Source organism: Haematobacter sp., assembly GCF_032102465.1.
GTDB lineage: Bacteria > Pseudomonadota > Alphaproteobacteria > Rhodobacterales > Rhodobacteraceae > Haematobacter.
Genome location: NZ_DAMDHB010000025.1, coordinates 18,405 through 39,018 on the forward strand (window position 1 = coordinate 18,405; position 20,614 = coordinate 39,018).

Annotated in this window: 24 protein-coding genes and 1 other RNA gene; 5 read left to right on the forward strand and 20 right to left on the reverse strand. The window is 67.0% G+C overall.

Annotated elements, in window-relative coordinates:
* The first annotated feature begins 35 nt into the window (after window positions 1-35).
* Both RT513_RS14490 and RT513_RS14495 read left to right on the forward strand, forming a co-directional pair.
* Entirely contained in the window at window positions 36-1,565 is a 1,530-nt protein-coding gene (locus tag RT513_RS14490; RefSeq protein ID WP_290688723.1) for an ATP-dependent RecD-like DNA helicase, read from the forward strand.
* 33 nt (window positions 1,566-1,598) lie between these two features.
* Window positions 1,599-1,835 (forward strand): Lrp/AsnC ligand binding domain-containing protein, encoded by a 237-nt coding sequence (locus RT513_RS14495; RefSeq protein ID WP_035741509.1) that lies wholly within the window; start codon window positions 1,599-1,601, stop codon window positions 1,833-1,835.
* A 4-nt stretch (window positions 1,836-1,839) separates the two neighbouring features.
* On the opposite strand, the gene RT513_RS14500 is transcribed toward RT513_RS14495, so the two are convergent.
* From RT513_RS14500 to RT513_RS14575, 16 genes are all read right to left on the reverse strand, one after another.
* Window positions 1,840-2,622 carry a TIGR02186 family protein gene (locus tag RT513_RS14500; protein WP_290688726.1) on the reverse strand — a complete coding sequence of 261 codons (783 nt, stop codon included), beginning with the start codon at window positions 2,620-2,622 and terminating at the stop codon, window positions 1,840-1,842.
* A complete protein-coding gene (locus RT513_RS14505; RefSeq protein WP_290688771.1) occupies window positions 2,622-3,542 on the reverse strand; it encodes a sulfite exporter TauE/SafE family protein in 921 nt (306 codons plus the stop codon). The genes RT513_RS14500 and RT513_RS14505 overlap by 1 nt, the downstream gene beginning before the upstream one ends.
* A 39-nt stretch (window positions 3,543-3,581) precedes the next feature.
* Complete coding sequence (locus RT513_RS14510) at window positions 3,582-4,547, reverse strand: ABC transporter permease (RefSeq protein WP_290688728.1); 966 nt, start codon at window positions 4,545-4,547, stop codon at window positions 3,582-3,584.
* A complete protein-coding gene (locus RT513_RS14515) occupies window positions 4,547-5,629 on the reverse strand; it encodes an ABC transporter permease (RefSeq protein WP_290688730.1) in 1,083 nt (360 codons plus the stop codon). Before RT513_RS14515 ends, RT513_RS14510 begins: the two co-directional genes overlap by 1 nt.
* A complete protein-coding gene (locus tag RT513_RS14520) occupies window positions 5,629-7,191 on the reverse strand; it encodes an ABC transporter ATP-binding protein (protein WP_290688735.1) in 1,563 nt (520 codons plus the stop codon). The genes RT513_RS14515 and RT513_RS14520 overlap by 1 nt, the downstream gene beginning before the upstream one ends.
* Before the next feature lie 8 nt (window positions 7,192-7,199).
* Window positions 7,200-8,189 carry a BMP family protein gene (locus tag RT513_RS14525; protein ID WP_088216464.1) on the reverse strand — a complete coding sequence of 330 codons (990 nt, stop codon included), beginning with the start codon at window positions 8,187-8,189 and terminating at the stop codon, window positions 7,200-7,202.
* Between the two features lie 133 nt (window positions 8,190-8,322).
* A complete protein-coding gene (rimI, locus tag RT513_RS14530; RefSeq protein WP_290688738.1) occupies window positions 8,323-8,742 on the reverse strand; it encodes a ribosomal protein S18-alanine N-acetyltransferase in 420 nt (139 codons plus the stop codon).
* Window positions 8,739-9,416 (reverse strand): tRNA (adenosine(37)-N6)-threonylcarbamoyltransferase complex dimerization subunit type 1 TsaB, encoded by a 678-nt coding sequence (gene tsaB, locus RT513_RS14535; RefSeq protein ID WP_290688740.1) that lies wholly within the window; start codon window positions 9,414-9,416, stop codon window positions 8,739-8,741. Before tsaB ends, rimI begins: the two co-directional genes overlap by 4 nt.
* Window positions 9,406-9,972, reverse strand: a complete 567-nt coding sequence (locus tag RT513_RS14540) for a NifU family protein (protein ID WP_035741497.1) — start codon at window positions 9,970-9,972, stop codon at window positions 9,406-9,408. The genes tsaB and RT513_RS14540 overlap by 11 nt, the downstream gene beginning before the upstream one ends.
* Window positions 9,973-10,038: 66 nt before the next feature.
* Window positions 10,039-10,602, reverse strand: a complete 564-nt coding sequence (locus RT513_RS14545; RefSeq protein ID WP_290688742.1) for a sugar O-acetyltransferase — start codon at window positions 10,600-10,602, stop codon at window positions 10,039-10,041.
* A gap of 81 nt (window positions 10,603-10,683) precedes the next feature.
* An RNA gene (gene rnpB / locus RT513_RS14550) (RNase P RNA component class A) lies at window positions 10,684-11,068 on the reverse strand.
* A 12-nt stretch (window positions 11,069-11,080) separates the two neighbouring features.
* On the reverse strand, window positions 11,081-11,704 hold the full coding sequence (locus tag RT513_RS14555) for an N-acetylmuramoyl-L-alanine amidase (RefSeq protein WP_290688773.1): 624 nt from the start codon (window positions 11,702-11,704) through the stop codon (window positions 11,081-11,083).
* A gap of 51 nt (window positions 11,705-11,755) precedes the next feature.
* Window positions 11,756-12,358 (reverse strand): hypothetical protein, encoded by a 603-nt coding sequence (locus tag RT513_RS14560; protein ID WP_290688748.1) that lies wholly within the window; start codon window positions 12,356-12,358, stop codon window positions 11,756-11,758.
* Window positions 12,359-12,386: 28 nt separating this feature from the next.
* Entirely contained in the window at window positions 12,387-13,874 is a 1,488-nt protein-coding gene (gatA, locus tag RT513_RS14565; protein ID WP_313534124.1) for an Asp-tRNA(Asn)/Glu-tRNA(Gln) amidotransferase subunit GatA, read from the reverse strand.
* On the reverse strand, window positions 13,871-14,158 hold the full coding sequence (gatC, locus tag RT513_RS14570; protein WP_035741492.1) for an Asp-tRNA(Asn)/Glu-tRNA(Gln) amidotransferase subunit GatC: 288 nt from the start codon (window positions 14,156-14,158) through the stop codon (window positions 13,871-13,873). The genes gatA and gatC overlap by 4 nt, the downstream gene beginning before the upstream one ends.
* 30 nt (window positions 14,159-14,188) lie before the next feature.
* Window positions 14,189-14,851 carry a ceramidase domain-containing protein gene (locus tag RT513_RS14575; protein ID WP_290688753.1) on the reverse strand — a complete coding sequence of 221 codons (663 nt, stop codon included), beginning with the start codon at window positions 14,849-14,851 and terminating at the stop codon, window positions 14,189-14,191.
* A gap of 59 nt (window positions 14,852-14,910) precedes the next feature.
* On the opposite strand from RT513_RS14575, the gene RT513_RS14580 reads away from it, so the two are divergent.
* Entirely contained in the window at window positions 14,911-15,603 is a 693-nt protein-coding gene (locus RT513_RS14580; RefSeq protein ID WP_290688755.1) for a metal-dependent hydrolase, read from the forward strand.
* Between the two features lie 49 nt (window positions 15,604-15,652).
* Entirely contained in the window at window positions 15,653-16,417 is a 765-nt protein-coding gene (gene modA, locus RT513_RS14585) for a molybdate ABC transporter substrate-binding protein (RefSeq protein ID WP_290688757.1), read from the forward strand.
* A 216-nt stretch (window positions 16,418-16,633) separates the two neighbouring features.
* Here the strand turns inward: modA and RT513_RS14590 are convergent, their stop codons facing one another.
* From RT513_RS14590 to tyrS, 3 genes are all read right to left on the reverse strand, one after another.
* Window positions 16,634-16,885 (reverse strand): hypothetical protein, encoded by a 252-nt coding sequence (locus RT513_RS14590; protein ID WP_290688759.1) that lies wholly within the window; start codon window positions 16,883-16,885, stop codon window positions 16,634-16,636.
* Window positions 16,882-17,310, reverse strand: a complete 429-nt coding sequence (locus RT513_RS14595; protein WP_290688761.1) for a TIGR01244 family sulfur transferase — start codon at window positions 17,308-17,310, stop codon at window positions 16,882-16,884. Before RT513_RS14595 ends, RT513_RS14590 begins: the two co-directional genes overlap by 4 nt.
* 73 nt (window positions 17,311-17,383) lie before the next feature.
* A complete protein-coding gene (gene tyrS / locus RT513_RS14600; RefSeq protein WP_290688763.1) occupies window positions 17,384-18,634 on the reverse strand; it encodes a tyrosine--tRNA ligase in 1,251 nt (416 codons plus the stop codon).
* 144 nt (window positions 18,635-18,778) lie between these two features.
* On the opposite strand from tyrS, the gene RT513_RS14605 reads away from it, so the two are divergent.
* Window positions 18,779-19,870 carry an anhydro-N-acetylmuramic acid kinase gene (locus RT513_RS14605; protein WP_409518418.1) on the forward strand — a complete coding sequence of 364 codons (1,092 nt, stop codon included), beginning with the start codon at window positions 18,779-18,781 and terminating at the stop codon, window positions 19,868-19,870.
* Window positions 19,871-20,174: 304 nt separating this feature from the next.
* On the opposite strand, the gene RT513_RS14610 is transcribed toward RT513_RS14605, so the two are convergent.
* Entirely contained in the window at window positions 20,175-20,603 is a 429-nt protein-coding gene (locus tag RT513_RS14610; RefSeq protein WP_290688964.1) for a cupin domain-containing protein, read from the reverse strand.
* Window positions 20,604-20,614 lie beyond the last annotated feature (11 nt).

Sequence of the window (20,614 nt, forward strand, 5' to 3'; positions counted from 1 at the left end):
TGGCGCGTGCCCGGCTGTCGGGATAGGGTCGCGCCATGGCTGCCGACATGCTCCCCCTCTCTCCCGATCAGGCCGAGGCCTGGGATCGACTTGCCGAAATGCTGGCCGGTGCCGGGGTGGACCTGATCGACGGAACCCTTCAACCCGCCGGTGGGGAAGGGCCTTCGGTTCTGGCGGTCACGGGCAAGGCGGGTTCGGGCAAGACGATGCTGCTCGCCAGCCTGACGAAGGCGCTGGAAGATGCCGGGGTGGAGATCGTCTCCGGCGACTGGGAAGGGCGGCGCCGGAAGGAGCGGCGGACGCTGGCGGTGCTCGCCCCCACCAACAAGGCGGCGAGCGTGCTCCGCTCCCGCGGGGTGCCGGCGACGACGATCCACCGTATCCTTTATACGCCCGTCTATGATCCGCAATATGAGCGGCTGGCCGAATGGCTTGCCAACGGCGGGGAGCGCCCGGTGGTGGAGGGCATGGCGGAAGCCGCGCTGGACCGGGCCAAGGCGTTCTACGATCAGATGAAGTCGATCCCCGGCGCGCTTGCCACCGCGGGGCTGCGCGGGTCCGACTTCATTCGGGGCTGGAAGCGGCGGGAGGATCCGCTGGACATCGGTTTCGTGGACGAAGCCTCCATGCTCGACGCCCGCCAGTTCGAGGATTTGCAGGAAATCTTTCCGACGCTCGTGCTCTTCGGCGATCCGGCGCAGCTCGCGCCCGTGGGGCAGTCGGGCGAAATGGCCTTCGAGAGTCTGGGGGAGAAGCGGGTCCTGCACCTTTCCCGAATCCACCGGCAGGCGGAGGACAACCCGATCCTCGATCTCGCCCATGCGCTGGCCGACCCCGCGCTGACCTTCGAGCGGTTCGAGGCGATGGTGGAGGACGCGGCCCGGCGCGACCCCCGCGTGGTGGTGAGCCAGCGGGTGGAGTCCGATCTGATGGCGCGCTCCCCGGTGCTGGTCTGGCGCAATGTCACGCGGATCCGGCTCATCCAGGCGTTCCGGGCGGCCTTCGGTGCGCCGGAGGATGCGCTGCTGCCCGGTGAACCGCTGATCTGCGACGGGATCGAATTGCCGCTGAAGCATCGCAAGAAGCGGATCGACCTTGAGGCGCGCGGGCTCATCAAGGGCGCGCAGGTCATCTATCTGGGCGAGGGGCGTAAGCCGGGCTTCTCCCGTCTGCACGTGCTGGGGGCGGAGGATCCGCAGGTCTCCGCCGCCTCCATCGTCAAGATCGAGAAGCCGGATGAGGAGGAGCCCTTCATCCCCTTTGCCGCGCGGATGGGCGCCACCTTTCTGCACGGCGCGGCGGTGACCATCCACAAGGCGCAGGGCTCGCAATGGGAGGCCGTGCAGGTCTTTGCCCCCGATCTCTGGGCCGCGGCGCAGACCGGGCGGATGGAGGCGGGACTTCCCCTGTGGAAGCGGCTTGCCTATGTGGCTATCACGCGGGCGGAGAAACGGCTGCTCTGGGTGGTGCGCAACCGGCTGGCGCGGCCGACGGCGGCGCTGGGTGTTGCCGATCTGGCCGGTGCGCGGCCCACGCTGGAACTCGCCGCCGAAGCGGAGGAATGACCCCCGTTCGGGATGATTTGGAAAGGAAATGCCATGCGCTGCATCTTTGTTCAGCTTCGCTGCACTCCCGGCAAGACCTATGAGGTTGCCGATGCGATCTATGACCGGGAGGTGGTCTCCGAACTCTACTCCACCTCCGGCGAATGGGATCTCCTCGCCAAGATCTACATCCCCGAGGAAGAGGATACTGGCCGCTGGCTGGCCGAGAACCTATTCGACATCGCGGATATCCAGCGCAGCCTGACGACCATGACGTTCAAGGCGTTCTGACCGCTCAGAGCCGGAGCGACCGGAACAGCGCCGAGGCGCCCCACCCTGCCACGACGGCCACCACGAGGGCGAGAATCCCCGTCATCAACGGCTGCTCCACCGCCAGAAGATGCACCCACCGCTCCACCCCCACCTTGTACACTGGCAGGTGGCTTTCGTAGCGGTCGATCACCTGCCCCTCCCGCGTCAGGTAGATGCGGGTGATATAAGTCCCTTCCACCAGCGTGGAGGGCAGCTCCACCCGCGTCTGGAACAGCGTTGATTCCTCCAGCGACACGGCGCGCTCGTTGACCTGATATGTTCCCGATTCCCGGCGAATTCGGATCAGCGCATCGACGAAGGCCGGTTCCTCCTCCTCCGACACGTCCCGCCCCGCGATGTAGATGAGCCGCGGCAGAGTGATGCCGTATTGTCGGTCCTGCTCCGGTGTCAGCATGAAGGAAACAGGCCAGGAGGTGTTGACGGCATAGAAGCTCGGCGCGGAGCGGATACGGACGTTCTGCGTGTTCATCCAGATGCCGAACTCATGGCTTTTCTTGCGGACGGTCAGCGTCTCCGGCGGTCCTTCGACGGTGACGATGATACCCAGGGGGTTGTCCTCTGGAATCGGTTGCTCCCGCCGGACGGCGCCGAAGACGAGGATCTCCGACCCGTCGAAACGCGCACTGATGTCGATGAAGTCGTGGCTGAAGCCCGCCACGATCCTTTCACCCGTCGGGCGGGTCTGCGTGTCTGCGGTGAACGGCAGGAGGGTGAGGAGCAACAGGAACAGCGGGAAAACGCGCATCAGAACCCGCCCCCCCGCGCGATGGAGAAAAGCTCCGGCGGCGTCACGACGAGATCATAGGCCAGCCGTCCGCAGACGAGCAGCACGAGAACCGCCAGCAGCACCCGGAGCTGCTCCGCCCGGAGCTTGGCACCGAGCCGCGTGCCGATCTGCGCCCCGATCACGCCGCCGATGATCAGCAGGGTGCCGAGGATGAGGTCAACCGCCTGGTTGGTCCACGCCTGCATGAGCGTGGTGAAGCCGGTGACGAAGATGATCTGGAAAAGCGACGTGCCCACCACGACCTTGGTCGGCATGCCGAGCAGGTAGATCATGGCGGGCACCATCAGGAAGCCGCCGCCCACGCCCATGATCGCCGCCATGATCCCCACGAGACACCCCACCAGCATCGGAGGAATGACGGAGATATAAAGGCCGGACGCCCGGAACTTCATCTTGAAGGGCAACCGGTGGACCCACAGATGCTGGCTCCGCCGGATGCGGACCGGGCCTTGCATCCGCTGTCGTCGCAACGCGCGGAGGCTTTCCTGAAACATGAGCAGGCCGACCGTCCCGAGCAGCACGACGTAGGAAAGCTGCACGATCAGGTCGATCTGCCCCAGCGCCTTCAACCGGTTGAACAGCCAGATCCCGATCAATGAACCGATGAGACCGCCGACGAGCAGCACCGTGCCCATCCTGAGGTCCACGGTCTTGCGGCGAAGGTGGCCAAGAACGCCCGAGACGGAGGAGGCGACCACCTGGTTCGCGCCGGTTGCGACTGCGACGGGCGGCGGAATGCCGATGAAGAACAGCGCGGGAGTGATGAGGAACCCGCCGCCCACACCAAAGACGCCCGACAGAATACCGACGATGGCGCCTATCGCGAAGACGATCCCGCCGTTGACGGAAACCTCGGCGATCGGCAGATAGACTTGCAGCATCTCATTCCCCGCGCGGGCGGTTCGGCGCGCCCGCGGCTACCGCTCCTTCACATAGGCTACCCCGCCCGCGCGCGGAGGAACAGCCCGACCGACAAAGCCGGCGAGAATGATGACCGTCAGCACATAGGGCAGCGCCTGCATGACCTGCACCGGCACGGTGATGCCCAGAATTTCGATCGTCTGAAACCGGTTGGTCAGCGCCTCCAGAAAGCCGAAGAGCATCGTCGCGCCGAGAGCATACCATGGCCGCCACTTGGCGAAGATCAGCGCGGCCAGCGCGATATAGCCGCGCCCCGCGGTCATCTCCTTGACGAAGCCCGCGGAGAGCCCGGTCGCCAGATAGGCGCCCGCAAGCCCGGTAAGCACCCCGCAGATGGCCACGGCCGCGTAGCGCAGCCGCGTGACGGACACGCCCGCCGTGTCCACCGCCGCCGGGTTCTCTCCCACCGCCCGGAGCCGGAGGCCGAACCGCGTGCGGTAGAGGAGAAACGCGCTCGCCGGGACGAGCAGGAACGCGACATAGACAAGGATGGTATGACCGGAGATTAGTTCGGCATAGATCGGGCCGATGACGGGGACATGGCGCAATGTCTCCGCAAAGGGCAGCGTGATGGGTTGAAACCGCGCCGCGCCCTCCAGCGACGGGGTGCGTCCGCCGAGCTGGAACCAGTTCTGCCCGATCAGCACCGTCAGGCCGGAAGCCAGGAAGTTGATCGCCACGCCGGAGATGAGCTGATTGCCGCGGAAGGTGATGGAGGCGAGGCCGTGAATGGCCGACAGCGCCAGCGAGGCCGCTATCCCCGCCAGCAGGCCGAGCCAGACATTGCCCGTCACCGCCGCCACCGCCGCCGACAGGAAGGCGGCGGCGAGCATCTTGCCCTCCAGCCCGATGTCGAAAATGCCCGCCCGTTCGGAGAACATCCCCGCCAGACAGGCCAGCAGCAGCGGTGTCCCGAGGCGGATCGTGCTGTCGAGGATCTGCAGGATCGTGGCCGCGTCCATCAGCCCTTTCTCCCGAATTTCAGAAACAGCCGCTCCACCGGCATGCGGACCATGTTGTCCAGCGCGCCGGTGAACAGGATGACCAGCGCCTGTATCACGGTGATCAGTTCACGCGGGATCGCCATCCAGAGCGAAAGCTCCGCGCCGCCCTGATAGAGAAATCCGAACAGCAGGGAGGCGAGGAAAATCCCCACCGGATGCGAACGGCCCATGAGCGCCACGGCAATGCCGATGAAGCCCGCCCCTTCGACGGAGTTCAGCACCAGCCGCTGGGCCTCCCCCATGACGTTGTTGATGGCCATCATCCCCGCCAGCCCGCCGGAGATGAGCATGGCCCACATGGTGATCCGCGTGGGCGAGATACCGGCATAGCGCGCGGCGGATTCCGATTTTCCGAAGGCGCGGATCTCATAGCCCAGCCGCGTGTGCCAGATGAGGAGCCAGACGGCGATGCAGGCGCCGACGGCGATCAGGAAGGTGATATTGGCCGGATTGCGGTTGTTGAACGGAATACCCACGAGCGCGAGGATTTCCGACAGGCGGGGCAGCGTGGCCCCTGCGGGAAAACGGGCCGTCGCGGGGTCCATGGAGCCGATGGGCCGCAGAATGTTCACCAGCAGATAGTTCAGCAATGCCGCGGCAATGAAGTTGAACATGATGGTGGTGATGACGATGTGGCTGCCCCGCCGCGCCTGAAGCCAGGCGGGGATCGCGGCCCAGGCCGCGCCGAACACCGCCGCGCCGATCATCGCGGCGGGAAGCGCCAGCCACCAAGAGGTCCACGGCAGCGCCAGACAGACGAGCGCCACGCCGAGGCCGCCCAGCGTCGCCTGCCCCTCGCCGCCGATATTGAACAGGCCCGCGTGATAGGCCACGGCCACCGACAGCCCGGTGAACATGAACGAGGTGGCATAATAGAGCGTGAAACCCCAGCCGTAGGAGGAGCCGAGCGCGCCCGTCACCATCGTGCGGATCGCCTCCACCGGGTCGGCGCCGATGGCAAGGATCACCAGCGCAGAGATGATGAAGGCCAGCAGGATGCTGATCAGCGGCACGAGAAAGACATCGGCCCATTTCGGCATCACGCGGCCTTCCCGTCCATTCCTGCCATCATCATGCCGAGTTCCTGTTCACTGGTCGCTGCGGGCGCGCGTTCGCCCATGATCTCACCGCCGCACATCACGACGATCCGGTCGGAGAGCGCGCGGATCTCGTCCAGTTCAACGGAAACCAGCAGGATCGCCTTGCCCGCATCGCGCAGGGCGACGATCTGGCGGTGGATGAATTCGATCGCCCCGATATCCACCCCCCGCGTCGGCTGGCCGATCAGCAGCAGGTCCGGGTTGCGCTCCATCTCCCGCGCCAGAACGATCTTCTGCTGGTTGCCGCCCGAGAAATTCTTGGCCTCGAGCCGGGGAAGGGGCGGGCGCACGTCGAAACGCTGCATCTTCGCCGCCGTCTCCCCGATCAGCACGCCGTTCTGCATGAACGGGCCGCGCCGGTAGGCCGGGTCATCCTGATAGCCGAAGGCCACGTTCTCCCACGCCGTGAAATCGAGGATCAGGCCAAGGTGATGGCGGTCCTCCGGCACATGGGCGATGCCCGCGCTCCTGCGGGTCCGTCCGTTCGCCTCCCGCCCCGACAGCGGCAAGGCGCGGCCGTTGAGCAGGATGTGACCGGAGGCGGCGGGCATGATACCGCCCAGCACCGCCAGAAGCTCCGACTGTCCGTTTCCCGCAACCCCCGCGATGCCGACGATCTCCCCCGCCCGCACGGTGAGGGAGACATCCTTGACCCGCTCCACGCCGGAGGGGTCGCGCACGGTCAGGTTTTCGACCGACAGCACGACAGGGCCGGGCGTCGCCTCCTCCTTCTCCACGCGGAGGAGCACCTTGCGCCCGACCATCAGCTCCGCCAGCGCCTCCGGCGTGGTGTCCCGCGTGGGCAGCGTCGCCACCATCTCCCCGCGCCGCATGACGGAGACGGCATCGGTCACCTCCATGATCTCGCGCAGCTTGTGGGTGATGAGGAGGATGGTCTTGCCCTCGTCCCGGAGCGCGCGGAGGATGCGGAACAGGTGATCCGCCTCCGCCGGGGTCAGCACGCCCGTCGGTTCGTCGAGGATCAGGATATTGGCCTGCCGGTAGAGCGCCTTGAGGATTTCCACCCGTTGCTGATGGCCGACGGAAAGCTCCTCCACCAGCGCATCCGGGTCCACGTTCAGCTCATAATCACGGGCGAGGTCCACAAGCAGGCTCCGCGCCCGCGCGAGCGCGGGGCGCAGCAAGCGCCCACCCTCCGCGCCGAGCACGACATTCTCCAGCACGGTGAAGTTCTCCACCAGCTTGAAATGCTGGAACACCATTCCGATGCCCGCCCGGATCGCGGACTGGCTGTCCGGGATCGCGGTCACTTTGCCGTCGATCAGAATTTCTCCCGCATCGGCCTGATAGAACCCGAACAGGATCGACATGAGTGTCGATTTCCCGGCGCCGTTTTCGCCGATGATGCCGTGGATCGTGCCCTTGCGCACCTTGAGCGAGATGTCCCGGTTGGCCTGAACCGCACCGAAGGATTTGGACACGCCCCTGAGTTCGATGGCGAGGGCCGCCGCCGTCTCCCTGCCGTCGCCGCCTCCCGTCATCGCGTCGCTCACTGCACGGGGCAGGTGTTGTCGGTCATGTAGTCGTGCACCTTGAGCGTTCCGGCAGAGATTTCCGTGGCAGCCTTGTCCGCGGCGGCTTTCATCTCCGGGGTGACGAGAGCGGCGTTGTTCTCATCCAGAGCATACCCTACCCCTTCGGAGGCCAGGTCCATCACCTTGAGCCCCGGTGCCAGGTTCCCGCCTTCGGTGAAGGCCTCGAACACGGCATTGTCCACGCGCTTGATCATGGAGGTCAGAACCTGTCCCGGATGCAGGAAGTTCTGGTTCGAATCGACACCGATCGACAGCATCTTCTCATCTGCGGCGGCTTGCAGAACGCCGATGCCGGAACCGCCTGCCGCCGCATAGACCACGTCCGAGCCCTGCGACTTCTGGGCGCGGGTCAGCTCACCGGCCTTCACCGGGTCGTTCCAGGCGGTGGGCGTGGTGCCCACGTAGTTCTGGATGATCTTGGCGCCGGGATTGGTCGCCTTCACACCCTGCACAAAGCCGCAGGCGAACTTGTGGATGAGCGGAATATCCATGCCGCCGATGAAGCTGACCGTGCCCGTCTTGGAGGCCATCGCGGCCATGATGCCCACAAGATATGACCCCTGCTCCTCCGTGAAGATGACGGAGCGCACGTTCGGCTGATCGACGACCATGTCGATGATGACGAATTTGGTGTCGGGATAGTCCGGGGCAACCTTGTTCAACACATCGCCGAAGGCGAAGCCGGTCATCACGATGGGGTTGGAACCGCTTTCGGCCAGACGGCGGAGCGCCTGTTCCCGTTGCGCCTCCGACTGCATCTCAAGCTCACGATAGCTGCCGCCCGATGCCGCGACCCAGCGCTGCGCCCCGCCATAGGCTGCCTCGTTGAAGGATTTGTCGAACTTGCCCCCGAGATCGAAGATCAGCGCCGGATCGGCTGCGGCAACACCCGCGCCCAGAAACAGCGCAGCGGCGGCGCCGAGATAGGTCCGCATCAAACCCATGAAATGTCTCCTTGTTGCCTGTCTGCCAGCCGCCCGGTCCCAGTGGCGACAGCCGGGTCTTCGCCCAGCACGATTTGGCCGCAGCCCCTGCGGGCGGTCAACAGATTTCTGGCGCAGACGGTGGCGGGGCGGTTCAGGAGGGGGAGAGTGCCCGTGTCATGACCACCGCATCGACGGAACGGCCATCGGGGGTGGCGTAGTACCCCCTGCGGCGCCCGGCCTCCCGGAAACCTGTCGCGGCATAGAGCGCGCGCGCCGGGGCATTGTCGGCGGCGACTTCCAGAAACGCGCTTGCCGCGCCGCGCCGCGCCGCGTCCGCCGCAAACCCCTCGACCAGCCGTCGCCCGATACCCCGCTGGCGAAACGCGGAGGAGACGGCAAGCGTCAGCAACTCCGCCTCATCCGCGATGACCCGGCCGATGAGAAAGGCAGCGCCTTCCCTCAGCAGAAAGACGCCGCGCCCGGCCAGTACCTCCGCCATCTCCCGCTCCGACCAGGGGCGGGGCGTGGTGAAACTTTCCGCGTGAAGCTGTGCAAGCTCCGCCGGCGTCATGGCAGGATGAGCGGCGGCGGGTCCGCGGGCGGCGCCGCATCGGCGGGGCGGAGGTAGAGAGGGGCCGGCGGAGAAGCCGGGCGGTGCCGCCGCTCAGCCGCGAGCCGGGCCACGCCCTCCGCAACCGGCAGCCCCGGCCCAAGTGCTCCCCCCCCTGTCAGGCGCGCGATCTCCGCAGCTCTGTGGCCCAGAACAGGAAGCTGGCTCTCTGCCAGTCCCTCCGGCAGGGACTTCGGGTCGGCAAGCACGGCACCTTCGCTTGTTCCCCGGGGCAGCGATCCGCCCTCAGCGCGCAGGGGACAGAGCCACACATGATCGCGGCGCGCATCGAGACTGACGAGAACCGGGCGCTGGGTGCCGATCGCCAGCGCCTCGAACCGGCTGACGCCGATGGCGGGGAGGCCGAGCGACAGCGCCAGCCCGCGCGCCGCGGCGACGGCGATGCGGATGCCGGTGAAATTGCCCGGCCCCACGCCCACGCCGAGCGCCGAGAGATCGCGCCAGCCGGCCTGCGCCTCCGCCAGCACCTCCTCCAGCAGCGGCATCAGCCGCTCCGCCTGCCCCTTTTCCATGGCCTCCTGCCGCGAAACAAGCAGCCGGTCTCCGGAGAGCAAAGCGGCCGCGCAATGCGCGGCCGATGTGTCGAAGGCGAGAATCAGCGGCTCAGGCGGCAACGGGCCTGACCTCGATCACCTCGGGGATATAGTGGCGCAGCAGGTTCTCGATCCCCATCTTCAGCGTGAGGGTGGAGGACGGGCAGCCCGCGCAGGCCCCCTGCATGTGCAGATAGACGACGCCCCGGTCGAACCCGTGGAAGGTGATGTCGCCGCCGTCCTGCGACACGGCAGGGCGGACACGCGTGTCCAGCAGTTCCTTGATCTGCTCGACGATGTCCGCATCCTCTCCCGTATGCTCGCGGTGGCCGGAGTTGGCCTTCGGGGCCTCCCCCTCCATCACCGGGATACCGGACTGATAATGCTCCATGATCGCGCCGAGGATCGCGGGCTTGATATGCTCCCAGGCGACGCCTTCGGCCTTGGTCACCGTCACGAAATCGGTGCCGAAGAACACACCCGTCACGCCCTCCACCGCAAAGATGCGGCGGGCGAGGGGGGAACGGTCGGCCGCGCCCTCGTTCGGGAAATCGGCGGTCCCGACCTCCAGCACGGTCAGGCCGGGAAGGAATTTCAGCGTGGCGGGGTTCGGGGTCGTCTCTGTCTGGATGAACATGGGCTGTCTCCTGTTGCCGCCAAGATGTCGATTCCGACAGGGAAAGTCAAGATTTCTGGAACGATTCTAAATCGACCGGAGCACACGGCAGGGATTTCCCACGGCGAGCACCCCGCCCGGCAGGTCGCGCGTCACCACGCTGCCCGCACCGATGACGGTGTTCGCGCCCACCGTCACGCCGGGGCAGAGGATGCTGCCGCCGCCGATCCACGCTCCGTCGCCCACCCACACGGGCAGGGCCGATTCGAGACCGGAGCGCCGGGTGGCGGCGTCGAGGGGATGGGTTGCTGTATAGATGTGCACGCCGGGGCCGATCTGTACCTCTTCCCCGATGTCGATGCGGTTGCAGTCGAGAAAGACGCAGTCGTAGTTCACGAAGCTGCGCGCGCCGATGGAGATGTGGATGCCGTAATCGCAGCGGAAGGCGGGTTTCAGCACTGCACCATCGCCCCAGTGGCGGAACAGCCGGGACAGCAGATGATCCCTCACCGCGGTTTCATCGGGCGCGCTGGCATTAAAGACCGCAAGCAGGTGTTGCGCCGAAAGATGTTCGGCCACCAGTTCGGGATCGTTCGCCAGATAGAGTTCCCCCGCCAGCATCCGCTGTTTCTGGGTCCGGTTGTCAGTCATGGCATCCTCCGCGGGCGGCTTCGGGGCTTCCGCAGTTTTTCCGGTGGTCGGGCTTCCGGTGTCCGGTGCCCATTGGTCTGTATGCGCGGATGGCCTGTAAGCCGGATTTTGTCCGGGGGCGGACCCCCTGGATGACCATTCCTCTAGGCCCGGAGTTACCTCCGGGCTCAAGCTGCCAACCCGGGCCTCCGGGCTGAAGCGTCCCTGCCTCCGCCGGAGCGGAAGGCGCGAGGCCCCTATTCGGCATTGCTCCCGGTGGGGCTTGCCAAGCCGGTCCTGTTGCCAGTCCCGCGGTGGGCTCTTACCCCACCGTTTCACCCTTGCCAGCGGCGAACCGCGGGCGGTCTGTTCTCTGTGGCGCTTTCCCTCGGGTTGCCCCGGCCGGGCGTTACCCGGCACCGTTGCTTCATGGAGTCCGGACTTTCCTCGCGGGCCTTGCGGCCCCCGCGGTCATCCGGCCATCCGCGCGGGGAGAGAGCTAGACGCTCCCCCGCCTCCGGTCAACGGGAAAGCGACGGGCAAGGTCGGCGGCCAGCGCCGCATCCACGGGGTCGGCGGGTCCATCGGCCCAGGGGCGGAAGCGGAGCCGGAAGGCCGAGAGCAGCAGCGCCGCATCACCCTCCGGGTAGCCGAAGGCGCGGAGAGAGGCCGGAAGCCCGTCCAGACATGCTCCGCCCCCCTCTGCCGCCTCCGGCCAGACCGACAGACCGGACAGCGCGAGCCGCCGCCAGTCGAACCGGGGACCGGGGTCGATCTTGCGTGCGGGCGCCATGTCGGAATGGGCAATCACCCGCTCCGGCGGAATGGCCCATCTGTCGAGGATGTCGGCCAGCAGCCGCTCCAGCGATGCCATCAGCGGGGCGGAGAACGGCTCCGCGCCGGTATTGTCAAGCTCGATGCCGATGGAGCGGGAGTTCACGTCGGTCACGGCGCCCCATTGGCCGGCCCCCGCGTGCCATGCCCTGCGGCTCTCCTCCACCAGCGGCAGCGTTGTGCCGTCCTTGCCGATCAGCCAGTGGGCCGACACTTCCGCCGCGGGATCGCACAGCCGCTCCTCCGCCGCGCGGCAATCGGTCATCGCGGTGTAGTGGATCACCACCATGTCCGGCCGCGCGCCGTCCCGACGCTCGCCGAAGTTCGGCGAGGCCACGGGTCAGCGCATCGCGTTGCGGAAGGGCGTCGGATCCCAGTCGCAGGCGAAACCGTCGCCATCGGGATCAAGGCTGCGCCGGTCGTTCTCCGGGCCGCCCGCCTCAAGGAACGCCTGCTGGGCGAGATCGGGCGAGGCATAGCGCGCGCAGGCGCTGGCGTTCATATTGCCGCGGAACGGGTTCACGCGGCTGTAACGCTGCTCTCCCACGTTGTTGGTGGTCTGGAGCGCATAGGCCACGATATTCGGCCCGGTATTGGTGCGCTGGGGCAGGGGAACCGCCGCAACCTGCTGGTAGCTGCGGGCGTTGGCCTCGATGCGGGCCTTGTCGCTCTCGATCGTCTCGCGCGAGCGGACGGCAGCAAAGCTCTGCTCGTCGGAGATGCCGGTGAACACCGCCGCGCGCTCCTGCGCTGGCGCCGTGTCGCCGTAGGTGGCGGCGGGTGCGCCGAGGGTGGAGGACGAGACCGAAGGCCCGCCGATCGCACTGGCCGGAGCGGCACCGGCCGCGCCCCCCTCACGCATGTGCATGTATTCCTGATAACTCCCTTCGGAGGAGCAGGCAGCAAGGCCAGAGAGAGCGAGGACAGCGAAGGTAAGGCGCATCGGGCAACCCATTTGATTTTCTAGCGCCTTACCACCATTTCGCGGGCTTGGAAACGAATCCCGCAGCGGTCTCCAGTGCGAAGGCCGTATTGAGAAGCTCGCCCTCCTCCCACGGCCTGCCGATAAGCTGGAGGCCCAGCGGCAGGCCCTGCCGGTCCAGCCCCGCAGGCACCGAAATCCCCGGCAGCCCCGCGAGGTTGACCGTCACGGTAAAGACGTCGTTGAGGTACATCCTTACCGGATCCGCATCGGCCATTTCACCCAGACCGAATGCCGCAGAGGGCGTGGCCGGTGTCAGGATCGCGTCGATCCCGTCGCCGAAGACCACGTCGAAGTCATGCTTGATCATCGTGCGGACCTTGCGGGCGCGGTTGTAGTAGGCGTCGTAGAACCCTGCGGAGAGCACGTAGGTGCCGACCATGACCCGGCGCTGGACTTCCTTGCCGAAGCCTTCGGCGCGGGTCTTTTCATAGAGCTGCACGATGCCTTCGCCCGGCCCGAGCTTTGCCCGGTGGCCATAGCGCACGCCGTCATATCGTGCGAGGTTCGAGGATGCCTCCGCCGGCGCGATCACGTAATAGGCCGGCAGCGCGTATTTCGTATGGGGGAGGGAGATGTCCACGATCTCCGCCCCCGCGTCGCGGAGCATTTCGGTCCCCTGTTTCCAGAGCGCCTCGATCTCGTCGGGCATGCCGTCCATGCGGTATTCGCGCGGGATGCCGATGCGCTTGCCGCGGATGTCACCGGTGAGCGCGGCCTCGAAATTCGGCACGGCGAGGTCGGCGGAGGTGGAATCCTTCGCGTCCGGCCCGGACATCGCTTCCAGCATGATGGCCGCGTCGCGCACCGTCTTGGTCATCGGCCCCGCCTGATCCAGCGAGGAGGCGAATGCGATGGTGCCCCAGCGGGAGCAGCGCCCGTAGGTCGGCTTGATGCCCACGATGCCGGTGAAGGCGGCGGGCTGGCGGATGGAGCCGCCGGTATCCGTCCCCGTGGCGCCAAGGCAAAGGTCCGCCGCCACCGCCGCCGCCGATCCGCCGGAGGAGCCGCCGGGCGTCAGGTTGCGGTCGTCCACCTTCCACGGGTTCACCACATCGCCGTAAACGGAGGTTTCGTTGGAACTGCCCATGGCGAATTCGTCCATGTTCAGCTTGCCCAGCATCACGGCGCCCGCATCGCGCAACTGCTGCGTGACGGTCGATTCGTAGCCCGGACGGAAGCCCTCCAGAATGCGCGAGGCGGCCTGCGAGGCCACGCCCTCGGTGCAGAACAGGTCCTTCACGCCGATAGGGATGCCGCACATGGCGGGCGCATCGCCCCCGGCCAGCCGTTTGTCGGCCTCCGTCGCGCGGTGCAGCGCGATCTCCGGGGTGGTGTGGACAAAGGCGTTCAGCGCCCCCGCCGCGGCAATCGCCTCAAGGCAGGATTCCGTCAGTTCGACGGACGTGATGTCGCCCTTGCGGAGCGCGTCGCGCGCATCGGCGATGGTCAGACGGTTCGGCAGGACTTCGGTCATTCCACCACCTTCGGCACGGCAAAGAATCCTTCGCGGGCATCGGGGGCATTGGCGAGGATCCTGTCCTGCATCTCCCCTTCCGTCACCACGTCCTGACGACGCTTGAGCCGCATCGGCGTGACCGAGGTCATCGGTTCCACGCCCTCCACATCCACCTCATTGAGCTGTTCCATGAAGGTGAGGATGTTCGACAGTTCCTGCGCCAGCGCGGGCAGGTCGGTCTCCTCCACCCGGATACGGGCAAGGTGCGCCACGCGGCGCGCGGTATCGGTGTCGATGGACATGGGGTGTCTCCGCGTCAGGACCGGGATCGTTTAGCGAGGCAGGCCCCGCTCCGCAAGCATGTGACGCCGATAGACCTCGATCATCCAGCCGAGCATCAGCGCATTCAGCACGTGCCAGAGCAGATGCGTGCCCATCGGCAGGCGGGCGCAGACCAGCCCGTCGGCGGAGCGGGCGGTGAGCGACAGGAGCAGGATGCACGCTCCGAGCGCCAGTCCCACGGCCGTCCGCGGGGCGCGGGACGACAGCAGGAGCGCGTAGAACAGGATCAGGAGCGGCACCGGCAGATAGGCGGCGGATCGGCCCAGCAGCGGCACATCCGCCAGAAACGGGGTGACCAGAGCGGCGAAGGGAAAGAACAACGCCACACCGGTCAGGGCCAGGGGCCAGCGGAGTCGCAGGAAATGCAGGTTCGCCGTGAAAAGATAGACGAGGATGAAGGCAAGGATCGGCAGCGTATCGGCCAGCGCCGCCCAGCGGGTCGCGAAAGTGTGAAACAGGAAAGACCCGATGCCGATCAGCGCCAGGAGCGCGCAGAGCACACCGGCCAGCGGCAGCCGCTCCCCGCTGATCCGCCGCCAGGACACAAGGGCCGCGATGAGAAAGGCCAGGTTGGTGACGGCATTCAGCGGCTCCGACCAGAAGGAGGCGTCCGTCCGCTCGCAATAGGCGTCTATCGTCCGGCTCCAGTCCATGCGTTTCCATTCCCGCGCGGCGCGGCTACCTTTCGGGGGGAACAATAAAGGAGAAATCCATGCAGATCATCTGGCTTGGCCATGGCGGCTGGCGCATCGAGGTCGAGGGCGCGGTTCTGCTGGTGGACCCGTGGCTGACCGGCAACCCGATGTTCCCGGAGGGACGGCGCGCGGATGCCATCAGGGGCGCGACCCATATCGTGCTGACGCATGGCCACAACGACCATACCGGCGACATGCTTGCCATCGCGAAGGAATTGGGCATTCCGCTGGTCGGTATCCCGGAATTGATGGGCTATTTCGCGGAGCGCCACGGCTGCAAGACCATCGACTTCAACAAGGGCGGCACGGTCGATCTGAACGGCGCAAAGGTGACGATGGTCAACGCCACGCATTCCTCCTCCATGACGGTGGACGGCCAGACGATCTATGCCGGCACGGAATCGGGCTATGTCATCGCGGGCGAGGGGCGGACGATCTATTTCTCCGGCGATACCGATGTGATGGCCGACATGAAGATCATCGCGGATCTGCATGCGCCCGATATCGGCATCCTCTGTGCGGGCGGACACTACACGATGGACATGACCCGTGCCGCCTATGCCGCGAAGACGTTCTTCGATTTCTCGCTTGTCCTGCCCAGCCATTACCGGACCTTCCCGCTGCTCGCGCAGGATGCCTCGGGCCTGCAGGCCGGCCTGCCCGGCGTGACGGTGCATGAGCCGGAAGTGCTGACCCCCGTGCCGCTCTGACATGCGCCTCTTCCGACGCGCCCCTCGTTCCGATCCAAGGAGGAACCCCATGTTCGATCTGACACGCCGCCTTCTGCTCGCCGCTGGCCTGAGCTTGGCCAGCCTGCCTGTTCACGCGGCGGAGCCGGTGGTGGTCTTTGCGCCCACCAGCCTCAAGGCATCGCTCGACCTCGCCGCGGCGGAGTGGGCGCGGACGAGCGGGGAGCGGGCGCTCATCACCTATGGGGCCAGCTCGGAACTGGCGCGGCAGGTGGCGGAGGGCGCGGATGTGGATGTGTTCCTGTCCTCCGATGCGGAATCCATGGACCTGCTGGATGCGGGCGGGTTCATCGCGGAGGGCAAGCGGTTCGACCTGCTGGGCAACACGCTCGTGCTGATCGGCGGGCCGGGGCATACGGATCCCGTCCCGCTCGAAAGCCCGGATGCCGCCAGACTTCTGGCCGAGGGCAAGGTGGCGCTGGCGGCAGAGGGGTTGCCGCTTGGTGCCTACGGGCGCGAATCGCTCCGCCATCTCGGGGTCTGGGAGACGGTGGAGCCGCATCTGCTGACCGCAGAGACGGAGCCGGGGGTGGTTGCTGCCGTCGCCGAGGGGCAGGCGGCCTATGGCGTCGCCTATGGCACGGATGCGGTCGCGCAGAAGGCGGTGACCATCGTTGCCACCTTCCCGCCGGAAAGCCACGCGCCGATCTTCTATCCGATCGCGGTGATGAAGGAGCCGCCCCATCCTTCCGAAGCGGATGGCTTCGTCAGTTTCCTGTCCTCCGAGCCGATCCGTGCACTGTTCGAGGCGCATGGCTTCGTGTCGATGCACTGAACGGCGCGGGTCGCGGGCGGCAGGTTTCCCGGTCCCTGCGCCCGCCTTGATGCAGGCGGCCGGGCTTCCCGGCCCCCTGCGCCCGCGTTGATCTGAAGACTTTCGGCAGCGGACCGGGCGTGCTCTGCCCAAATGTGGCTGAAAGCACCCCTACGCAAGCCGGATGAGAGGACTGCGCGCTCTCACATTCTGTTTCGCCGGGCACAGGCTGCCGCGTCACCCGCCGAGCCGTGTCGTGACCTTCCAGCCGTCGCCAACGGGCGTCAACCGCCAGTTCCCGGCGGCGATGGCGGTGCCCCGCGCTGTCCGGTAAGGGGCGATCCGAATGTCCCAGCCCGTGCCCTGCCGCTCTGCCATGGCGGGGGCGGTGCTGCCGTCGGAAAATTCCGCCAGCGTATCGCCCCCGGCCTCCGCCAGTCCGACGCGACAGCCCGGATAGGCGTGGCTGCCGGCGAAGCGCAGGATCACTTCCGCGCGGCCAGCGCGTCGATCAGCCCGCGCACGGGTTCGAGGTTGTAGCCATAGCGCGACGGCGTCGCGATGATGTCGTCCGTGGCGAGATTGCCCGCCTCCGTCAGCGCCCACATGATGGACGACCGGTTGCCGGAGGCGCAGTAGGCCAGCACCGGCCCTGTCGCGGCCTCCCGTGCGGCGGCCTGCGCCGTCACGTTGTCCTCGGTGAGCGCGCCGCCGATCACCGGGTTTTCCACGAAGGTCAGTCCGGCTGCCTCCGCCGCGCGGCGCATCTCGTCGTTGCGCAGCTCCGGCGGGTTCTCCGCATCCGGGCGGTTGGAGATGATGGTGGTATAGCCCGCGTCCCTGATCGCCGGAATGTCGGACGGGTCGATCTGGGGCGAGACGGCGTAGTCGTCAGTCAGGGCGCGGATATCCATGGTGTTCTCCTTGATCCTTGCCCGCAGCATACGGATGGGGACAGCAGGCGCAACGCCCGCGGCCCCCGCCCGCTCAGTTCAGCACGACCAGCGCGTGACGCTTCCGCCCCGCGGTGAGCTTCACCGGCTCCGCAAGATCGGCAGGCGCGAACATGCGCCCCGCATCGGCCTCCGCCGCGTCGTTGACGCGCAGGCCACCCTCGGCGATCAGGCGTTTCGCATCCTTGCCCGATTTCGCCAGCCCCGACCGCACGACGAGCTGGGCCAGCGTAATGCCCTCGCCCACTTCTCCGCTTTCAAGCGCGAGCGTGGGCAGATCGTCCCCGATCCCGCCCTTTTCGAACACCTCGCGCGCCGTGGCCTCCGCCGCCTGCGCCGCCTCCGCACCGTGAAGGAGCGTGGTGACCTCGTTGGCGAGGATGATCTTCGCGCCGTTGATCTCAGACCCCGCCAGCGCCCCCAGCCTCTCGCATTCCGCGACCGGCAATTCGGTGTAGAGCTTCAGGAATCGGGCCACATCCGCGTCCGTGGTATTGCGCCAGAACTGCCAGAACTCGTAGGGTGAGAGCATCTGCGCGTTCAGCCACACGGCGCCGCCTGCCGACTTGCCCATCTTCCGCCCGTCCGATGTCGTGAGCAACGGCGAGGTGAGACCGTAGATCTCCTCGTCGATCACCCGGCGCGTCAGGTCGATGCCGTTGACGATGTTCCCCCACTGGTCCGACCCGCCCATCTGCAGCAGGCAGCCATACCGGCGGTTCAACTCCAGAAAGTCATAGGCCTGAAGGATCATGTAGTTGAATTCGAGGAAGGAGAGCGACTGCTCCCTGTCCAGCCGCGACTTGACCGATTCGAACGACAGCATCCGGTTCACCGAGAAATGCCGCCCGATGTCCCGCAGGAACTCGAGGTAGTTGAGGTGATCCAGCCATTCGGCGTTGTTCAGCATCAGCGCGCCGTTCCCCGCCTCCCCGTAGGAGAGGTAGCGGGAGAACACCTGCTTCATCCCGGCGATGTTCTCGTCGATCCGCTCGGGGGTCAGCAGCGGGCGTTCTTCGCTGCGGAAGGAGGGATCGCCCACCTTGGTGGTGCCGCCGCCCATGAGCGTGATCGGCTTGTGCCCGGTTTTCTGCAACCAGCGCAGCATCATGATGTTGAGCAGATGCCCCACATGCAGCGACGCGGCCGTTGCGTCATAGCCGATATAGGCGGGCACGATCCCCTTCACCAAAGCCGCGTCCAGCGCCTCGTAATCGGTGCAGTCGGCGACATAGCCACGCTCGATCATGACGCTCAGAAAATCGGATTTCGGTTGGAAGGCCATTGCCCTTTCATCCTCTCTTGTCTGACATGGATCCCAAGGCTCACCCGTGGTGCCTCTCCATGTGCCGTCGCCTATACCGCCGGGCGGCTGCAAGGGAAAGCGTCATGGCGGCGGCGGAATGGTTTCGGAGGGGTCATGGACCGGATGATGACAGCGCTCGGCGCGATGTCGGGAACCTCGCTCGACGGGGTGGATGCGGCGACGGTCGTGACGGATGGCGAACGGATAGAGACCTTCGGCCCCTCCGCCTACCGCCCCTATACCGAAGGGGAGCGGGACGTTCTGCGCGCCGCGCTCGGCCGCTGGCCCGGCGAGCCGGGGGTGGCGGAGGCCGCGCGGGTGGTGGAGGCCGCCCATGCGGCGCTGATGTCCCCGCTGGCGGGGGAGGTCGCTGGCTTTCACGGCCAGACGCTGGCCCATGATCCCGGCGGGCGGGGGACACATCAGGCAGGCTCGGGCGCGGCGCTGGCGGCGGCGCTGGCCCGCCCGGTGATCTGGGACTTCCGCTCCGCCGATGTCGCGGCAGGCGGGCAGGGGGCGCCGCTTGCACCGTTTTTCCATTTCGCCTGCGCCCGCTGGGCGGGGGAGCGGGAGCCTGTGGCCTTCCTGAACCTTGGGGGTGTCGGCAATTTCACCTGGGTCGATCCGCGCCGCCCCGCGCCGGAGGCCGAAGGCGCGCTCCTTGCCTTTGACACCGGGCCCGCGAATGCCCCGATCGACGACTTTCTCCGACAGCGCCGGGGCGCCACGCGGGATGAGGGGGGCGCACTCGCCGCCTCCGGCACGGTGGATGAGGCCGCTGTGGCGGCGCTGCTGGCCCATCCATATTTCGCGCAGAGACCGCCTAAATCACTGGACAGGAACGGCTTTCCCGGGCTTCTGCCTTCGGTCGAAGCGCTGTCCGATGCGGATGGGGCGGCGACGCTGTCGGCTGCGGTTGCGGCGACTGTCGCGGCGGGCGCCCGGCATTTCCCGACGCCCGTCTCGCGCGTGCTGGTGACCGGGGGCGGGCGGCACAATGCAACGCTGATGCGGATGCTGGCAGAACGGCTTGGCACGCGCGTCGCACCGGTGGAGGATGCGGGCCTCGACGGCGACATGCTGGAGGCACAGGCCTTCGCCTTCCTCGCCGTCCGTGTGCTGCGTGGCCTGCCGCTCTCCGCGCCGATGACCACTGGCGTGCCGCGGCCCGTGACAGGCGGCCGGATCAGCCGCCCGGATGCGCGGGCCGCCTGAGCGGCTGCGGACGGGTTCTGGGGTGCCCATGCTCGGGAAATCGGTCGAGGCCGTGTCGATCTCGGAATACGCGAACCTGTCCAAAACCGTTTCCTCCGAAGGGCGACGCAAGAAACGCTGAACTCCGCAGGTCAACTCGACCGCAATGGAACAATACGGCTACACTACCTGACGGGGTTTTGACACGGCCTCGGTCCCCGAATGACTCGGCTGGACCCGAAATCAGTAGATTTCCAGCCGGATTTCCTCAGATTGCCAACGATCTCCGCTCCGACGCAGACCAAGGGCCTCTTTCAGCAGCCTGCTAACCGCCGATATCGAAGCCGGGAGGCGCGAGATCGAACCCCGCGAAGGTGAAGCCGGGGCTGACGGTGCAGCCGGCCAATGTCCATGCGCCGGTGGAACGGGCCGCCTGCCAGTGGCCCGCGGGGACGATGCCTTGCGGGCTGTCTCCCGCCAGCACATCCGGGCCGAGGCGCAGGTGCCGCGCCGGACCTTCCGCATGTTCGGAGAGGGAGAGGGTGAGCGGCGCGCCGGCATGGAAATGCCAGATCTCCGCCGCGTCCACCCGGTGCCAATGGCTCCGCTCGTCCGCCCGCAAAAGAAAAAGGATCGCGGTGCCTGACGGGCGTTCACCCGCCGCGGCCTCCGCGATCCAGGTCTGGCGGAACCAGCCGCCTTCCGGGTGCGGGGCAAGGCCGAGCGCCGCGATGATCCGCTCCGCATCGTCCATGCCCCTGCCGC

Coding starts and splice junctions, on each gene's coding strand:
- RT513_RS14595 (WP_290688761.1), bottom strand. CDS start 17,310: ATGGATATCCGCGCCCTGACTGACGACTACGCCGTCTCGCCCCAGATC.
- RT513_RS14555 (WP_290688773.1), bottom strand. CDS start 11,704: ATGGTGGTGATCCACTACACCGCGATGACCGATTGCCGCGCGGCGGAG.
- tyrS (WP_290688763.1), bottom strand. CDS start 18,634: ATGGCCTTCCAACCGAAATCCGATTTTCTGAGCGTCATGATCGAGCGT.
- RT513_RS14540 (WP_035741497.1), bottom strand. CDS start 9,972: ATGTTCATCCAGACAGAGACGACCCCGAACCCCGCCACGCTGAAATTC.
- RT513_RS14510 (WP_290688728.1), bottom strand. CDS start 4,547: ATGGACGCGGCCACGATCCTGCAGATCCTCGACAGCACGATCCGCCTC.
- gatC (WP_035741492.1), bottom strand. CDS start 14,158: ATGTCCATCGACACCGATACCGCGCGCCGCGTGGCGCACCTTGCCCGT.
- RT513_RS14545 (WP_290688742.1), bottom strand. CDS start 10,602: ATGACTGACAACCGGACCCAGAAACAGCGGATGCTGGCGGGGGAACTC.
- RT513_RS14490 (WP_290688723.1), top strand. CDS start 36: ATGGCTGCCGACATGCTCCCCCTCTCTCCCGATCAGGCCGAGGCCTGG.
- modA (WP_290688757.1), top strand. CDS start 15,653: ATGTTCGATCTGACACGCCGCCTTCTGCTCGCCGCTGGCCTGAGCTTG.
- RT513_RS14525 (WP_088216464.1), bottom strand. CDS start 8,189: ATGGGTTTGATGCGGACCTATCTCGGCGCCGCCGCTGCGCTGTTTCTG.
- RT513_RS14520 (WP_290688735.1), bottom strand. CDS start 7,191: ATGACGGGAGGCGGCGACGGCAGGGAGACGGCGGCGGCCCTCGCCATC.
- rimI (WP_290688738.1), bottom strand. CDS start 8,742: ATGACGCCGGCGGAGCTTGCACAGCTTCACGCGGAAAGTTTCACCACG.
- RT513_RS14580 (WP_290688755.1), top strand. CDS start 14,911: ATGCAGATCATCTGGCTTGGCCATGGCGGCTGGCGCATCGAGGTCGAG.
- RT513_RS14500 (WP_290688726.1), bottom strand. CDS start 2,622: ATGCGCGTTTTCCCGCTGTTCCTGTTGCTCCTCACCCTCCTGCCGTTC.
- gatA (WP_313534124.1), bottom strand. CDS start 13,874: ATGACCGAAGTCCTGCCGAACCGTCTGACCATCGCCGATGCGCGCGAC.
- RT513_RS14610 (WP_290688964.1), bottom strand. CDS start 20,603: ATGGACGATGCGGAGCGGATCATCGCGGCGCTCGGCCTTGCCCCGCAC.
- RT513_RS14515 (WP_290688730.1), bottom strand. CDS start 5,629: ATGCCGAAATGGGCCGATGTCTTTCTCGTGCCGCTGATCAGCATCCTG.
- RT513_RS14605 (WP_409518418.1), top strand. CDS start 18,779: ATGATGACAGCGCTCGGCGCGATGTCGGGAACCTCGCTCGACGGGGTG.
- RT513_RS14575 (WP_290688753.1), bottom strand. CDS start 14,851: ATGGACTGGAGCCGGACGATAGACGCCTATTGCGAGCGGACGGACGCC.
- RT513_RS14495 (WP_035741509.1), top strand. CDS start 1,599: ATGCGCTGCATCTTTGTTCAGCTTCGCTGCACTCCCGGCAAGACCTAT.
- RT513_RS14560 (WP_290688748.1), bottom strand. CDS start 12,358: ATGCGCCTTACCTTCGCTGTCCTCGCTCTCTCTGGCCTTGCTGCCTGC.